The sequence below is a fragment of the Amycolatopsis aidingensis genome (assembly GCF_018885265.1).
GTDB classification, from domain to species: Bacteria; Actinomycetota; Actinomycetes; order Mycobacteriales; family Pseudonocardiaceae; genus Amycolatopsis; species Amycolatopsis aidingensis.
In genome coordinates this window covers 5,257,919-5,273,029 of record NZ_CP076538.1, presented here as the reverse complement: position 1 = coordinate 5,273,029, position 15,111 = coordinate 5,257,919, and the positions used below count along the sequence as shown (strand labels likewise).

The 15,111-nt window shown below is 71.0% G+C and carries 12 protein-coding genes; all 12 read right to left on the bottom strand.

Annotated features, from left to right (window positions below; all coding sequences use genetic code 11):
- Positions 1 to 13 precede the first annotated feature (13 nt).
- The 12 genes from KOI47_RS23925 to KOI47_RS23870 all read right to left on the bottom strand — a co-directional run bounded on the left by KOI47_RS23925 (position 14) and on the right by KOI47_RS23870 (position 15,044).
- Positions 14 to 592 carry an acyltransferase gene (locus KOI47_RS23925; RefSeq protein WP_232376205.1) on the bottom strand — a complete coding sequence of 193 codons (579 nt, stop codon included), beginning with the start codon at positions 590 to 592 and terminating at the stop codon, positions 14 to 16.
- Positions 589 to 1,713 carry a DegT/DnrJ/EryC1/StrS family aminotransferase gene (locus KOI47_RS23920; protein WP_216207636.1) on the bottom strand — a complete coding sequence of 375 codons (1,125 nt, stop codon included), beginning with the start codon at positions 1,711 to 1,713 and terminating at the stop codon, positions 589 to 591. Before KOI47_RS23920 ends, KOI47_RS23925 begins: the two co-directional genes overlap by 4 nt.
- Positions 1,710 to 2,969 (bottom strand): glycosyltransferase family 4 protein, encoded by a 1,260-nt coding sequence (locus KOI47_RS23915; protein WP_216207633.1) that lies wholly within the window; start codon positions 2,967 to 2,969, stop codon positions 1,710 to 1,712. Before KOI47_RS23915 ends, KOI47_RS23920 begins: the two co-directional genes overlap by 4 nt.
- Positions 2,966 to 3,634, bottom strand: a complete 669-nt coding sequence (locus KOI47_RS23910; protein ID WP_216207630.1) for a NeuD/PglB/VioB family sugar acetyltransferase — start codon at positions 3,632 to 3,634, stop codon at positions 2,966 to 2,968. The genes KOI47_RS23915 and KOI47_RS23910 overlap by 4 nt, the downstream gene beginning before the upstream one ends.
- Positions 3,631 to 4,773 (bottom strand): DegT/DnrJ/EryC1/StrS family aminotransferase, encoded by a 1,143-nt coding sequence (locus KOI47_RS23905; RefSeq protein ID WP_232376204.1) that lies wholly within the window; start codon positions 4,771 to 4,773, stop codon positions 3,631 to 3,633. Before KOI47_RS23905 ends, KOI47_RS23910 begins: the two co-directional genes overlap by 4 nt.
- 21 nt (positions 4,774 to 4,794) lie before the next feature.
- Positions 4,795 to 5,979, bottom strand: coding sequence for a glycosyltransferase family protein (locus KOI47_RS23900; RefSeq protein WP_216207627.1), 1,185 nt, complete (start codon positions 5,977 to 5,979; stop codon positions 4,795 to 4,797).
- On the bottom strand, positions 5,976 to 9,932 hold the full coding sequence (locus KOI47_RS23895; RefSeq protein WP_216207624.1) for a DUF4082 domain-containing protein: 3,957 nt from the start codon (positions 9,930 to 9,932) through the stop codon (positions 5,976 to 5,978). The genes KOI47_RS23900 and KOI47_RS23895 overlap by 4 nt, the downstream gene beginning before the upstream one ends.
- 272 nt (positions 9,933 to 10,204) lie before the next feature.
- On the bottom strand, positions 10,205 to 11,194 hold the full coding sequence (locus KOI47_RS23890; RefSeq protein WP_216207621.1) for an SDR family NAD(P)-dependent oxidoreductase: 990 nt from the start codon (positions 11,192 to 11,194) through the stop codon (positions 10,205 to 10,207).
- The gene (locus KOI47_RS23885; protein WP_216207617.1) at positions 11,191 to 12,237 is read right to left on the bottom strand and encodes a Gfo/Idh/MocA family protein; all 1,047 of its coding nucleotides are present in this window, start codon (positions 12,235 to 12,237) and stop codon (positions 11,191 to 11,193) included. The genes KOI47_RS23890 and KOI47_RS23885 overlap by 4 nt, the downstream gene beginning before the upstream one ends.
- 99 nt (positions 12,238 to 12,336) lie before the next feature.
- A complete protein-coding gene (locus tag KOI47_RS23880) occupies positions 12,337 to 13,497 on the bottom strand; it encodes an esterase-like activity of phytase family protein (protein WP_232376203.1) in 1,161 nt (386 codons plus the stop codon).
- Between the two features lie 232 nt (positions 13,498 to 13,729).
- Complete coding sequence (locus KOI47_RS23875; protein WP_232376202.1) at positions 13,730 to 14,500, bottom strand: SDR family NAD(P)-dependent oxidoreductase; 771 nt, start codon at positions 14,498 to 14,500, stop codon at positions 13,730 to 13,732.
- Between the two features lie 22 nt (positions 14,501 to 14,522).
- Positions 14,523 to 15,044 (bottom strand): cupin domain-containing protein, encoded by a 522-nt coding sequence (locus tag KOI47_RS23870; protein WP_216207615.1) that lies wholly within the window; start codon positions 15,042 to 15,044, stop codon positions 14,523 to 14,525.
- Between the last annotated feature and the right edge of the window lie 67 nt (positions 15,045 to 15,111).

Here is a 15,111-nt window from a genome sequence, read left to right as displayed (position 1 = left end):
GCGAACGCCACGTTCAGGGGTTTTTGGGCCGCAGGCCGGATTCGGCGCGGGTGTAGGAGGTCCCGCATTCGGCGCAGCGCAGCTCCTCGTCGAGGCGCAGCCCGCAGTGGCACACCCAGCCCTTGTGCCGTGCCGGGTTGCCCGCCACGAAGGCATGCGCTGGAACCGGCTGGGTGAGCACCGACCCGGCCGCGGCGAAGGCGTACTCGCCGATCTCGATCCCGCACACCACAACGGTTCCGGCGCCGAGCGAGGCACCTCGTCGGACCACAGTGGACACCAGTTCTTCCGGCCCCTTGCGGATGTGCGCGCGCGGCCGCAGGTCGTTGGTGAACAGCACGTTCGGCCCGAGGAACACCTCGTCCTCGCAGGTGACCCCGGCGAACACCAGGGTTCCGTTCTTCACCGTCACCCGGTCGCCGAGCACGGCGTCGTTCTCGATGAAGGCACCGTCGCAGATGTTGCAGTCCTGCCCGACCCGCGCGCCGGGCAGCACGTGCGCGAACGCCCACACCCGCGTGCCCGCGCCGACCTCGGCACTTTCGCACAGCCCGTTCGGGTGCACCCGCACCCCGGCCGCCACCCTGGTCACGATGTCTCCTCCAGCGCTTCGCCAAGTACCTCGATCACCCGTTCCTGCTGTGCCCCGGTGATTTCCGGGAACAGCGGGAGGGAAAGCAGTTCGCCAGCCATCCGCTCGGCGACCGGGAAATCGCCCTCACCGTGCCCGAGCCTGCCGAACGCCCCGGTGAGGTGCAGCGGGGTGGGGTAGTGGATACCGGCCCCGATGCCCTCGGCCCGCAGCTGTTCCAGCACCCGGTCGCGGTTGGGTACCCGCACCACGTACAGGTGCCACACCGGCTCGTTGCCCTCCAGCACCACCGGCCCGCGCACCGCGGGTAGCCGGCTCAGCAGCCGGGCGTAGCGGGCGGCCGCGGTGCGGCGCGCGGCGTTCCAGTTGGGCAGCCTGCGCAGCTTCGCCGAGAGCACCACCGCCTGCAGGGTGTCCAGCCTGCTGTTGAAACCGATCTCGGTGTGCTCGTACTTGCGCGGTGACCCGTGCTCGCGCAGCAGCCGGACCCGGCTCGCCAGTTCGGGGTCGCTGGTGAGCACCGCGCCGCCGTCGCCGTAGGCGCCGAGGTTCTTGCCGGGATAGAAGCTGGTCGCAGCCACATCACCGAGCCCGCCCGCGCACACCCCGTGCCGCCGCGCTCCCTGGGCCTGCGCGGCGTCCTCGACGACCGCGGCTCCCGCCTCCCACGCCAGCGGCCGGATCCGTTCCACCGGCGCGGTCTGGCCGTACAGGTGGACCGGGATGACCGCGCGGGTGCGCGGGCCGAGCACCGCGGCCAGCGCGTCCACGTCGATCAGCCCGGTGTCCTCGGCGCAGTCCACGAGCACCGGGCGCCCACCCGCGCGGACCACGGCCTCCGCGGTCGCGATGAAGGTGTTCGCGGGCAGTACGCACTCGTTGCGGTCGCTGCCAGGTTCCAGGCCGATGGCGCGCAGCGCCAGCTCCAGCGCGTCGGTGCCGTTGCCGACCCCTACGCAGTGCCGCACCCCGGAGTACTCGGCGAACTCGGTCTCGAAGGTGGCCACCTGGGGGCCGCCGATGAACGCGGTGGACTTGAGCACATCCGCCCAGCCCGCGCTGACTTCCTCGGCGACCTGCTCGTGCTGCGCGCCGAGGTCGACGAGTGGTATGCCGGTCATCCTGCCTCCTTCCGGTCCCGCGCTGCCGCCAGCACGGGCGTGGCGTTCGCGTCATCGGTCCGGACCGTGCCGCGCAGGCCCTGGTACTTGCGCATGATCTTGTAGCGGAGCAGGGTGGCCGCGGCCCGCGCGGCGTCGCGGGCCTGCCGCGGGCGGGCGACCGGATCGGTGCTCGCGGCCCGGTACTCGCGCTCCAGCAGCGTGGCGGCGTTGCGCAGGCTGAACCGCCGCAGCACCAGCTCGCGGGCGTACCCACCGAGTTCGGCGCGCAGGCCCGGCGCGGTGAGCAGCCCCGCCAGCGCGTCCCGCAACGCAGGCACCCCGCCGCCGAGGGAGCCGGGGCCCTGCCCGTACCAGCCCGCCCGCAGGAAGGTGTCCGCGGAGTCCGGGGTGAGCAGCTCGCTGTACCCCTGCTCGCCGATCACCACCAGCGGCTTGCCGAAGGACATCCCGCGCAGCGCGGAACCGCCCTGCCCGATGAGGATGTCCGCGGCCGCGTACGCCGGGCGCGGGTCGGCGATCTCGCCGGTCAGCGTGACCACCCTGGCCCCGGCGGCGGCGTTGGCGCGTTCGGCCCTGGCCGCCACCTCCTCCCTGCTTCGCCCGTCGCCGACGATGACCAGCTGGACCTCGTGCCCGGTGCGGGCGAGTTCGCCGACGGCGTCGCAGGCCGCCAGCAGCCCTTCCAGCTTGAGCTCCGGCACCAGTCTGCACACCATCGCCACCAGCGGAACCCGGGGCGCGAGGCCGTGTTCGGCCCGGAAGGCCGCGCCGTCCACGCCGGGGTGATCGCTGTCGGTGTCCACCGGCGGTTCGAGCAGCCCGACCCGTTGGTGCCCGGCCGCGACGGCCGCCTGCCGGATCTGCTCGGTGCCGACCAGCAGCGGCACGGTGCGCGGGAAGAACGGCACCACCGACATGGACATCACGCTGCCCACCACGGCGGCCCCGCGGTGCAGGCAGGCCCCGGCGAAGGCCTCCAGCACCGGCGGCCACTCGTGCCCGTGCACCACGTCGATATCGCGGGCGGCGACCACCTTGGCCAGCAGGCGGGCCACGGCGGGGGAGGGACGCCTGCGCTGCGCCGGGATCGGAACGTGCGGCAGGCCCAGCTCGTGCACCGTCCGCACCAGCGGGCCTGGCTCGGACAGCACGGTGACCCGGTGCCCGAGGTCACGCACCGCCCCGGCCAGCTGGACCGCGTTGAGCTGCGACCCGCCGATCTCCATCGCGTGCGGGTACACCAGGATCCTCATCGCACCTCATCCGGTCGTCTCTCGTCGGTAGGGAGAGGGCCTGCGGGGTTGCCGGCCCAGGTCTGGCCTGGTGGGACGTCGGTCAGCACCACCGCGCCCATGCCGATCACGGCGGCCTCGCCGATGCTGGTGTACTCCCTGAGCAGGGCGCCCTGACCCACATATGCGGACTGTCCTAACCGGACACCTCCGGCGAGGGTGGCACGCCCTGCGAGGGTGGCGAAGTCCCCGACCTCGTCGTCGTGGGTGAGCAGGACATGCGGCATGGCGACCACATGCGCACCGATCCGCTGCGGGGCGGTGACCACCACGCCCGCCAGCAGCAGCGCACCGGCGCCGACCTCGACCCCGGGCGCCAGGCTGCAGGCCGGGTGCACCACGCTGGCCCAGCGCGCGTGCGGAAGGCCCAGCCGCCGCACCAGTTCCGCCCTGCCCCGCGGTCGCCGCGCGTTCGCCACGCAGGCGAGCACGGCGGCATCCGGGTGCTCGTGCACGAGCTGGGTGCCGCCGAGCACCGGCAGCCCGTCCAACAGGGCCCCGTGCCGCGCCGGGTCGTCGTCCAGCGCGCCCAACGGCTGCCATTGCTCCGGCAGCGCACGGACGGCCGCCAGGGCCTCCCTGGCCAGCCCGCCCGCGCCCAGCAGCAGCAGCGGCCGCGGGGTCATCGGGTGAGCGCCGGGTCCACGGCCCTGGCCAGTACGTCCACCACGTGCCGTTGTTCCTGTTCGGACAGCTCGTGGTGCAGTGGAAGGATCACCGAACCACGCGTCAGCCGCTCGGTCACCGGCAGCGGGACGTGCGGATGCCCGGCATAGGCGGGTTCCAGATGCGCGGCCATGATCCCGCGCCGTGCGGAGACCCCTTCGGCGGCCAGCAGGGTCAGCAGCTCGCCCTGCCGCACCGGCACGTCCTCGCTCACCCGCACCCAGAAGCTCTGGTAGTTCGTCCTGCCGTACTCCGGATCCCGTACCGGCCGGATCCCCGGCAGCCCCGCCAACAGCTCGTGGTACCGGGCGGCCAGCTCCCTGCGCCGCGCGATCATCTCCGCCAGCCTGCCCAGTTGCACCAGGCCGAGCGCGGCCTGGATGTCGGTCATCCGGTAGTTGAACCCCGGCTCGAGGTACTCCTCCACGATCGCCACCTCGGCGGCGTGCCGGTCCGCGGCCGAAACGCTCATCCCGTGCTCGCGCAGCCTGCGCAGCCGAGCCGCCAGCTCCGGATCGTCGGTGGTGATCATGCCGCCCTCACCGGTGGTGAGCAGCTTGCGCGGGTGGAAGGACCAGGCCGCCATCGGGGCCCCCTGCCCGACCGGCCGGTCCCGGTAGACCGACCCCACCGCGCAGGCCGCGTCCTCCAGCACCGGGATGTCCCCGCAGGCGGCCCGCAGCGCGTCCACATCGGCTGGCATACCGCCCTGGTGCACGGCCAGCACCGCCCGGGTGCGCTCGGTCAGCACCGCGGCGACCGACTCCGGCGTCAGGTTGCCGGTCTCCTCGTCCACATCGGCGAACACCGGGGTCGCACCGCAGTAGCGGACCGCGTTCGCGGTGGCGATGAAACTGAACGAGGGCACCACCACCTCGTCCGCCGCACCGCCGCGGCCGGTGCCCAGCGCGTGCAGCGCCAGGTGCAGTGCCGTGGTGCAGGAGGAGACGGCCACCCCGTGCCGGGCACCGACCCGCGCCGCGAACTCCTTCTCGAACGCGGCCACCCTGGGGCCCTGCGCCACCCAGCCGGAACGCACCGCATCGGCGACGGCCTGCGCCTCCTCCTCGCCGAGCACCGGTCGCATTACCGGAATCACGTCAGAACCCCTTTCTGTGACTTACCTGAGTCTGTGACTTACCTGAGCGGGTTGTGCACATCGTGCCGTCAGCTCCATCAGTTCCGCCGCCCGCGCCGCCCAGGAATATCGCCGCGCGACCGCCCGACGTTGCGCCACCGCATCCGGAGCCGCCGCGGTGGCAGCCTCCGCCACCGCGGCCGCGAACTCCGCGGGCCGCGTGGCCAGCCACACCTGGTCGGTTTCCGCCCGCAGCCGGGTGCTGGCCGGCAGCGCGGTGCTCACCACCGGCTTGCCTGCCGCCAGGTACTCGAGGGTCTTCAGCGGGAAGGAGGCGCGGTTGAACCGGGTGTCGGCGTAGGGGGTGAGGCCCACGTCGAACCGGGCGAGCACGTCGAGCAGCTCGGCATGCGGCAGCGGGCCGGTGTGGTGCACGTTCTCCCGTGCCAGCAGGGCGTCGAGTCGTCCTAGCTGCCAGTCCGGGTCCCGTGGCCCGGCCAGCAGCAGGCCGATCCCGCGGTCCGCGACCGCCTCCAGCAGCGCGAGGTCGATCCGGTCGGACAGCTGTCCGGACAGCCCGGCCACCGGCTGGGGAAACCCCGGCGGCAGCGGTATCGGGGTGCGCCGCTCGATCTCGGCGTAGGCCTGCGGATCGCAACCGTTCGGGAACAGCACCGGGTCGGCGCCCAGCTCGCGCCAGCGGTCGGCGAGTTCGGGGCTGACCGTGAGCACCAGGTCCGCGTTGCGCAGCGCCGCCCGCTCCTCGGCGGCCACCCGCGCCGGGTCCAGCCGCATCAGCTCCGCACCGGCCACCCAGTCGTCGGTGCCGTACAGCACGTTCACCACCCCGGGCCCCCACCGGCCCAGTACGTCATGCGGCGAGCAGCCGAGCACCGCCGCCGGGGTCCGGCCCACCAGCCGCAGCGCCCACCGCAGCTGGGCACGCACCAGCGGCCAGGTCGTGGCCCGGATGCCCGGCCTGGTCAGCCCGGGCAGGGCGACCGGGGTGAGCCGCAGGATGTTCTCCCCGGTACGGGCCAGCCGCGGGTGCCACTGCCTGCCCGCACCCGCCACCCCGCGATAGCGGTCCGGGGTGGCCGGGGAGACCGGCGGGTCGGCCCACAGCACATCCGCATGCGCGCGCAGCGCCTCGGCGAGCTGCCGCTCCGACCCCTTCACCCCGTCCCAGGTCACCCCGGACACCACCACGAACAGCGGCCTACTCATATGCCTTCCTGGAACACGACATCGACCCAGTAGTTACCACCCCGGAAGGTGGAGGTGGGGAACCCGGGCCCGGCGTTGTACACCCCGTTGGCGGTGCCCGAGCCGGTCGCCGGGGCGGACAGCGGGTTGCTGGTCACCCCGGTCTGCTCGAAGTAGAAAGCGTCCGCCGCGTAGTGGCCGTTCGGCGCGGTGTAGGAGGCGATGTAATCCTGCCCTGCCTGGATCGGCACCGGTGTGTCGAAGGTCAGGGTCTGCCAGCCGGTCGCGGTCTCCCCGGTGAAGGTTCCGGTGGCCAGCAGCTGGCCGCTGTCCGTCCACAGTGAACCGGTGTGCGTCCCGGTGTTGCCCGTGCCCTTGTAGAACTTCACTCCGGTGACCGTGCCGGCGACCGAGGAGCTGAACCGGACGCCGAGCTCGTAAGAGCCGGGATCATCGGCGGAGGGCGTGGTGGGCAGGGTGGCCGCGCTGAACAGCGAGCACGGACAGGCCTGCGTGCCGGTCGCGGTGAACGACCAGGTCTCCGGCTCCGGCATCGGGACGCCGTTCACGTCGGCGATCTTGATGCTGACTCCGTAGCTGGTTCCCGCGGCCAGCCGGGCCGAGGGGGTGAAGGTGACCGTGTGCTCGTCGGCCGAGAGGGTCAGCTCCCCGCCCAGTTCGGCCCCACCGGGATCGGTCAGCGCGAACTGGGCGCTGGCCGGGTCGACCGGTTCGGTGAACGAGACGGTCACCGCGGTGTTCAGCTCGACATCGGCCGCGCCGGGGCCCGGGGTGCGCCCGGTGATCTGCGGCGGGGTGGTGTCCCCGTTCAGCCCGTTGCGGTAGATCACGTCCACCCAGTAGTTGCTGGCGCCCCAGGAGGCGGTGGGGAACCCGCCGCCCGCCCCGTAGCGGTAGACGCCGTTTCCTGCCTCCACCCCGTCGGCGAGCGCGTTGATCCCGCCGTAGGCCGCGCCGGAGTCCGCGAAGTAGCCGTTATCCCCCGCGTAGTGCCCGTTGGGCGCGTAGTAGGAGACCACATAGGTGGTGTTCGCCTGGACCTCGACCGGTTCGGTGAAGGTCAGGGCCTGCCAGCCTGCGGCGGTCTCGCCGGTGAAGGTTCCGGTGGCGAGCAACTGCCCGCTCGCCGACCAGAATGACCCGGTGTGCGTCCCGGTGTTACCGGTGCCCTTGTAGAAGCGCACGCCCAGCACCTCGCCCTTGCCGTCGAAGCGCACCTTGGTGCCCAGCTCCACCGGCGAGGAGTCGTGCGGATCTGCCTTGTTCACCGGGTGCGTGAAGTCGTCCCAGATGGTGCAGGGGCAGCTGGCCGGCCGGGGAGATCCGGTGGTGAAGCTCCAGGTCTCCGTGGCGGCCGGGTTGCCCGCGGCGTCCTCGGCGGTGACGGTCGCGGTGTAGCTGGTGGCCGGGCTGAGCTCGGTCCCGGGGGTGAAGGTGACCTCGCCCTCCGTGACCGAGACGGTTCCGGGGACCGTGCCGCCCGCGTGGGTGAGGGTGAAGTCCACCGACTCCGGCACCACGGCCTCGTCGTAGCCGACCGAGGGCGCGGCGTCCGGCGCCACCGAGCTGTCCCCGGTGACCGGCGCGTGTTCGAGTACCTCCGGTGCCCTGGTGTCCGGCCCGGGATCCGGTCCCCAGACCACGTCCACCCAGTAGTTGGTGTCCTGGTAGCTCTGCGTGGGGAACCCGGAACTGCCCGCGCGGTACACCCCGTTCAGCCCTTCCACCCCGCTTTGCAGCGCGGTCAGCGGGTCCAGGAACTCCTCCTTGCCGGTGAAGTAGAAGTTGTCCGCGGCGTAGTGCCCGTTCGGGGCGAAGTAGGACACGACATAGGTGGTGTCCGCCGCCACCGGCACCGAGGTCGGCAGCGTGAGGGTCTGCCAGCCGCTGGCCGTCTCCCCGCTGAAGGTTCCGGTGCCGAGCAGCTGCCCGTCGGCGGTCCACAGTGAGCCGGTGTGCGTGCCGGTGTTGGCCGTGCTCTTGTAGAAGCGGACCCCGCGGACGTAACCGGCGGTGTGCGAGCGGAACTTCACGCCCAGCTCCACCGCGCTGCCGTCGCCGGCGTCGGGGAGGTCGGGTGTGGCGGTGTCGGTCCAGATGCTGCAGGGGCAGGTTCGCGGGTTGACCGTGATGGTGGCCGAGGCCGGGGCGGACAGGTTCGCCGAGTCGTCCACCGCCCGGACCTGAACCTGCGGGGTACCGGAGACAGCGGGGGTGTAGGTGTAGCTCCAGGCGCCGCTACCCGCGGTCCAGTCGGCGGGGTGCCAGCTGGCGCCGTCGTCGACCGAGACCTCGACCCCGGCCACCTCGCCCAGGGTGTCGGCCACGGTGCCGGAGAAGGTGTAGTTCTCGCCCACCGTGGTCGGCGGCGCGTTCGTGATGTCCACCGCCGGGGCGAGGGCGTCGAGGCTGGGGTTCGCCTGGGTCAGCCCCGCCCGCAGGGTTGCGGGCTGGACGCCCATATCCGCCAGCAGGTTCACCGTGGCCTGCTGGATCCGCACGTCCGAGGTGGGGCTGCCGGTCTGGAAGGCGTGCTCGTCATCCAGACCCCAGGCCCACTGCACCGTGCCCGCGCCGAACACCAGCGCGCCGCTGATCTGGTCCCGGTAGAGGGTCAGCGCGTGCGTCTTGGTGCCGGGCCCGTACACGTCGCCGTAGTTCTGCAGGATGTACTGCCCATCCATCTCGACCGTGGTGCGGGAGAGCTGGGCCACCCCAGCCGGCTGGGCCCCGTTGTCCTCCACCGAGTTCCACTCGTAGCCCAGCGTGCCCGGCGCGAAGCTGTAGCTGCCCCCGGCGGGGAGTCCCTGCAGCGAGGTGTGCCGCCACAGCCGCATCTTGCCGAAGGCCGCGGGCACGGTGAGCGAGTCGTCCCGCCTGCCGTTCACCGTGAAGATGTTGCCGAGCAGCGCGTTCTCCGGCCTGCCGCCGTCCGAAGGCGGGCTGAACCTCGGGTCCCGCCAGGTGCCCGTCCACTCCGGGCTGGGGTCGATCTTGGCGTTGTGCTTGGTTTCCTTGTAGCAGACCACGGTTCGCCACGGGGTGCCGGAGGAGTCGGCGCTCGGCTCCCAGCGGGTCTTCCAGAACACCTCGTTACCGGTCAGGAACGCCATGTGCACGCCGGCGGCCTTCGCTGCCTCCACATTGTCCCGTTGCTCGTTCGACCAGTACTCGTCATGGCCTACGGGCATGAACACCTTGTGGTTCTGGATCAGGTGGCCGCGGCGCGCGGTGTCCACATCGGTGGTGTAGCTCACGTCGTAGCCGTTCGCTTCGAGGAAGCGCACCATCGGGTACTCGGCGTTGAAGATGAAGTTCTCCTCGCCGGGCTCGAACAGCGGGCGGTTGTAGCTGACCGCGTACCCGGAGCCCTGCGGCCCTGGTCCGGTCCCGTAGTACAGGCTGTTGCCGCCGTAGCGGTTGTAGGCGTGCCAGGTGGAGTCCGAGGTCTGCATCAGGATGTCGGAGGTGCTGGCGTCGTCCCGCACCACGAACGCGATCTCGTTCTCACCCTGGGTGTCGTTGCGGTGCAGTACCGCGTAGTAGATGCCGGAGACCGCGTCCGCAGGGACGTCCCAGCTCGCGGTGACCGCCCAGTTACCGCAGTCGGTCATACCGGTCTCCGCGATGAACAGGCACTCCGGCTGGATCTGCGGGGTGTTGCGCAGCACCGAGTCCACATGCCGGGCACCGGTTCCGCCGTAGTACCCGAGGCGGAAGATGTCCACCCTGATCGACGGCGCGCTGGTCTTGATCTTGAAGTCGACCCGGCCGCCCTGGGTGGTGCTGATATCGGTGGTGAAGCCGGCGATCGAGTCGTCCAGCCCCTCCACCATCCAGTTCTGGGTACCGGGTTTGGTGTTCTCGCAGGCGACGGGATTCTCCACCGGCGCCGCACAGGGGTCCTCGGCCTCCGCGGCGGGCGAGAAGACGAGAAGCGAGGTGAAGACCATCAGCGCCACCAGTTTGAGGTGGAAACTCCGCCCGCCTCGAACCCGGAAAGTCTTTTTCCCATTGTTCCGCGCTGACATTATCGCCTCTCGTTCCTGCCGCACCCGTCCCGATACTGGTGGCCTAGTCGAGAGGAAGGACCATCCCGTTACGGCATTCGGCCGCTTGCCCTGTCCCGATTCGATAACGCCGCCTCGCGCTACCCGCGATTCACCCTGCGTTAGATTGTCCGGTGTTTTTCAGTAAAGGAGCACCAAAAAGGACAAAGGGGTGGTTATTCCGCACCGGCACCGGTGTTGGCGCGCCACCAGGAGACGAGGTCGCGCAATCCCTGGCGCAGCTCGATCTGCGGGCGCCAGCCCAGGTCCCGTTCGGCCGCGGAGATATCGGCCAGCCGCCTGGTCACCCCGTTGACCGCGCGCTCGGGACCGTGCTCCGGCTCCAGGCCGGAGCCCATGGCGGCGAGCAGGTCGAGGGCGAGCTGGCGCAGGCTGGTCTCGGTGGCGCTGGCGATGTTGTACACCGCGTCGGTCACCGGTGCGGTGGCGGCCAGCAGGTTCGCCCGCGCGATGTCGTGGACGTGCACGAAGTCCATCGTCTGCGCGCCGTCCCCGAAGATCAGCGGCGGCTCACCGCGGTTGATCCGTTCCATCCAGCGGATCAACACCTCGGTGTAGAGGCCGTGCACGTCCATCCGCGGCCCGTACACGTTGAAGTACCGCAACGCCACGTAGTCGAGTCCGTACATCGCCTTGAAGCTGCGCAGCATGCCCTCGTTGAAGGCCTTCGCCGCGCCGTAGAAGGTGTCGTTGTTGTACGGGTGATGCCGCTCGTCGGTGGGGAAGTGCTCGGCGAGGCCGTAGACCGAGGCGGATGAGGACGCGATGACCTTGCGCACCCCCGCCTCCGCGGCGGCTTCCAGCACGGTGAAGGTGCCGTCGACCAGTGACTCCAGTGCCAGCCGTGGCTGCTCGGCGCATTGCGTGATCCGCAGCGCGGCGAGGTGGAAAACCACGTCCGTCCCCGCGGTCAGCTCGTGCACCAGCGTGGCGTCGTTGATGTCGCCTTCGACGAGTTCCAGCCGGTCTCCCGCGGTGGCGCTCGCGGCCGCCAGGTTCTCCTTACGCCCGCGGACCAGGTTGTCCAGCACCACGATGCGGGCCGCGCCCGCCTCCGCGAGCCGGTCCACCAGGGCGGAGCCGATGGTGCCCGCTCCTCCGGTGACCAGAATCCGTTGTCCCTCGATCGGCTGTGCCGCGTTCACACCGTCTCCTCGGCTAACTCCACGAATGCCCCATCGCTGCGCAAACTCTCGGTGGCTGCCTCCAGCAGCGCCAGCACGCGCAGGCCGGACCGGCCGTCGGTGAGCGGCGCGCGCCGCTCCTGGATCGCACCGGCGAACTCGGCCATCACCGCGCGCAGGGCCTCCTGCTCGGTGAGTGCCGGAGCCACCATCTCGCCGACCCGGTAGGAGACTATCGTCTGTTCCCGCTTTTCCGGGGGCAGCTCGGCGGGATCACAGGTGTCCACGCCCCGGTCGTAAATGGACAGTCGCTGGCTCGGGTTCAGGTCGTCCCAGACCACGGTCCGGCGGGAGCCGCCGATCACCATGGTGCGGATCTTGGTGGGGGAGAGCCAGTTCACGTGCACATGCGCCATCACGCCACCGGAGAGGCGGATCGTGAGATGCGCCACGCAGGCGCGCCCAGCCCCGATCGGATCGGACCCGTGTGCCGCCACCGCGATCGGCCGGACCCCGTCCGGCAGGATCGCGTCGAAGACGGAGAGGTCGTGCGGCGCGAGGTCCCACAACACGTCCACATCGGGCTGCACCAGGCCGAGGTTGATCCGTACCGAGTCCAGGTACTGGATGGCGCCGATGTCCCCGCCGCGGACCAGTTCGCGCAGATGCCGCACCGCCGGGGTATAGCAGTAGGTGTGATCGAGCATCAGTACCAGCCCGCGGCGCTGTGCCGCGGCGGTGAGCTGGCGCCCCTCGGCGAGGGTGGTGGCCAGCGGTTTCTCCACCAGCACGTGCTTTCCGGCTTCCAGCGCGGCCATCGCCACCTTGAGGTGGGTCGCGGCCGGGGTCGCGATGGCCACCGCGGACACGGCCGGATCGCCGAGCACCTCCTCGACGGAGTCGCTGATCCGTACCGTCGAGTACTCGCCGAGTACCCTGCCCGCTCGTTCCCGGTCGAGATCGCACAGGTACTCCAGGCGTAACCCGGGAGTCGCTTGCGCGTTACGGACCAGGTTCGGTCCCCAGTAACCAGCACCGATGACCGCAAGGCCAACGCGTTCCACCGTGTCTCCTCCCTCGCCGGAGCGGGCCGGCTGCGGCTGCCTTCTGATTCGCTGCCGACGGGCTCACCGTTACAGGCCGGCGAGGGATGCGACCTGTGGTCAGCGCAGGCCGAGCGCGACCACCTGGGTGACCTCCTCCGGGCTGAAGTTGTCATCGCTGATGAGCAGCAGGGTGCGCTCGCCACCGGGCAGTTCCGGTCCCCAGGTCATCCCCTCGATATTGTCCACAGTGGATAGATCGAGATCGTGCAGGTCGGCGAGCAACCGCTTGCGCATCGGCCGGACCGGCTCGGTGCTGAGCGAGTGCCGGTCCTGGACCTCGGTTGCGCCCCGGATGTCCGCCTCGAACAGCCGTACCTTGAACCCGGCGCCCGGCACGTAGCTGCGTTCCAGCACCAGATAGCGCAACGGGTGGTCCGGGTGGGCGAGGATCGCGGGCACCCCGGTGTCCGGGTTCCAGGGGCTGGTGGGATCCGGCTCGGCGAACAGCGGTTCCAGTGGGTAGGCGAACTGGTCCAGCACCTCGCCGGTCCGCTCCTGCCTGGTCACCCTGGCCAGCGCGCCGCGCTCGGTGGTCGGTTCCGGTCCGTCCTGCAGCAACGGACCCTCCAGTGCGGTGGTCAATACCGAACCGCCTTGACTGAAAGTGATCGCCTCCAGCGCGAGGTTGCGGCGCGGACCGTGCTCGTGCCGGGAGATCCGGTAGTGCCGCGGCAGCGGGAGGCTGCCGACGTGCCTGCCGTAACGTGCGCTGAACTCGATGGACGGCTGGATCAGCGGCTCCGCCGGGTCCTGCCCCTTCGGCCGGTTGCCTTCCTGGCTCCACCAGTAGTGCCCGGTCCACGGATCGACCCTGATCTCCTCCGGGTCGATGGCGTTGCCGTCCTTGGCGGTGGGCGGTGGGTAGGTACCGCCGTCCGGCCGACGTAGCGGGTGGGTTCCGGTGAAGGTGACACCGTGTACCCCGCCCGCGTCCACGTCGATCCGCGCGGTGTAGAACCGGGCAGGTTGCTGGTAGGAGCGGTCGTCGCTGATCAGCACGTACTCCCCGGTGTAGGGGTCGCGGTCGATGCCGGAGAGCCCGCCGACGGTGGTGCCGAGGAACCGCAACTGGTGCGGGACGATCGACTCGCCCACCAGGCGCACCGCCGGCTGCGGCCGCGCCCCGGCCTGCGCGGGCGGCGTGGTGCAGACGGCGGCCAGTACCGCGCAGCAGAGGGCGATCATCGCGACCGGGCGTACTGAGCGTGGAGTTCCCATGCGGAAGACCTTTCCGAACCAGCCGGGCACGCGCAGTCACCCAACAGCGTTTTTCTGTGACCAAACGGAGTCCGGTCAGTCCGCGGTCCGCCAGTGCCAGTTCAGCTCGCCGGGGTGCGGCGCCGGCCCCGGCCGCTCCGGGCGTTCTTCGGGGCACTGGCCTAGGCGCGGTTGAAGACGGTGGTTGCCTGAGGTGATACGTGTGCGTCTTCCTCGAACACAGCCTGATGCCTCACCAGGTCGGGTGGGCGCCGACGCCGCCGTCCACCACCAGGTTGTGCCCACTGATCCACTCCGCCATCGGGGAGGCGAGGAAAACGCAGGCGTTGCCGATGTCCTCGGCTCGCCCGAGCCGGGTCAACGGCGCCGCCTGTTCCCAGCGCCGCACCCCCTCGGGCCAGGCCTGCTCGAGGCCGGGGCGGTGGATCAGCCCGGGCGAGACAGCGTTCACCCGGATGCCGTGCGGCCCGTACTCCAGCGCGGCGTTGCGCGCGTGCATCACCAGCGCCGCCTTGGAGGCGGTGTAGTGCGCATGGCCGGTGGCGGGCTGGGTGGCCTCGATGGACGCGATGTGGGTGACCGTTCCGCCGCTCGCCCGCATCGCGTCGGCCGCCGCCTGTGTGCAGCAGAAGGCGCTGGTCAGATTGGTGTCCACCACCGCTCGCCAGTCCGCTACGGACATCCCAGCCAGCTCCTGCACCGGCTGCACCCCGGCGTTGTTGACCAGCGCGTCCAGCTTCCCGCCCCAGTCCACCGCGGCCGCGACGAGCCGATGGCACTCCCGTTCCTCGCTCAGGTCCGCGGACACGGCCAACGCCGCGGCTCCGGTCTCCCGCAGCCGGTGCACCAGGTTCTCGGCGCTCGCCTGGTCGCGGTGGTAGTGCGCCACCACGGCGGCACCGGCCTGCGCGAACCGCAGCGCGATACCGTGCCCGACCTGCCCGCTGGCGCCGGTGACCACGGCGACGATGCCGCTGAGGTCGGGCAGCGAGACATCCGGCATACAGAACTCCTCTCGGTCGGTCTCACTCCCTCGGCATCCGCAGCGGCGCCTCGCTGCGGCACAGCGCGCGGATTCGTTCGGCGGCGTCCGGGTACGCGGCGAGCAGGGTGTCCAGGTCGCCGCCCTCGTAGTCCTCGGGGACGAACCCCGGCGCCATGGTGGTCCCGCAGAGCGACCAGCGCCCACCCGGTGCCACCTGCGCGCCCATCCAGGTGCCCGCGGGAACCGTCAGCTGGACCCGCTGGCCGGCCAGGACGTCCTGGCCGAGCAGCTCGATCCTGGCCGCACCGCTCGGTTCGAGCAGCAGCAGTTCGAGTGGGTCGCCGAGGTAGAAGTGCCAGACCTCGTCCAGCGGCAGCCGGTGCAGTGCGGAGAACAACTCGTCCTCCGCGGCGAACAGGGCCAGGATCGCCGACCCCGCGGGCCGGCCGTCGGCATCCATCGGACCCGCCCAGGTCCGCCGGAACAGCCCGCCCTCGACCGGCAGCGGCTCCAGCCCGTACAACTCAGCCACCGCGGCCACCGAGAGCTCACTGGTTTCCATACGGCTCAGTGTCTGTTTCCAACTCGCGGCACGGTCGGCTCGGACGGGCTTGGAGTTGGTCGTGGTG

Excerpts from the sequence above, each read along its gene's own strand:
- KOI47_RS23915 (WP_216207633.1), bottom strand. The coding sequence starts at position 2,969 with ATGAGGATCCTGGTGTACCCGCACGCGATGGAGATCGGCGGGTCGCAG.
- KOI47_RS23920 (WP_216207636.1), bottom strand. The coding sequence starts at position 1,713 with ATGACCGGCATACCACTCGTCGACCTCGGCGCGCAGCACGAGCAGGTC.
- KOI47_RS23875 (WP_232376202.1), bottom strand. The coding sequence starts at position 14,500 with ATGCCGGATGTCTCGCTGCCCGACCTCAGCGGCATCGTCGCCGTGGTC.
- KOI47_RS23880 (WP_232376203.1), bottom strand. The coding sequence starts at position 13,497 with ATGGGAACTCCACGCTCAGTACGCCCGGTCGCGATGATCGCCCTCTGC.
- KOI47_RS23895 (WP_216207624.1), bottom strand. The coding sequence starts at position 9,932 with ATGGTCTTCACCTCGCTTCTCGTCTTCTCGCCCGCCGCGGAGGCCGAG.
- KOI47_RS23910 (WP_216207630.1), bottom strand. The coding sequence starts at position 3,634 with ATGACCCCGCGGCCGCTGCTGCTGCTGGGCGCGGGCGGGCTGGCCAGG.
- KOI47_RS23900 (WP_216207627.1), bottom strand. The coding sequence starts at position 5,979 with ATGAGTAGGCCGCTGTTCGTGGTGGTGTCCGGGGTGACCTGGGACGGG.
- KOI47_RS23870 (WP_216207615.1), bottom strand. The coding sequence starts at position 15,044 with ATGGAAACCAGTGAGCTCTCGGTGGCCGCGGTGGCTGAGTTGTACGGG.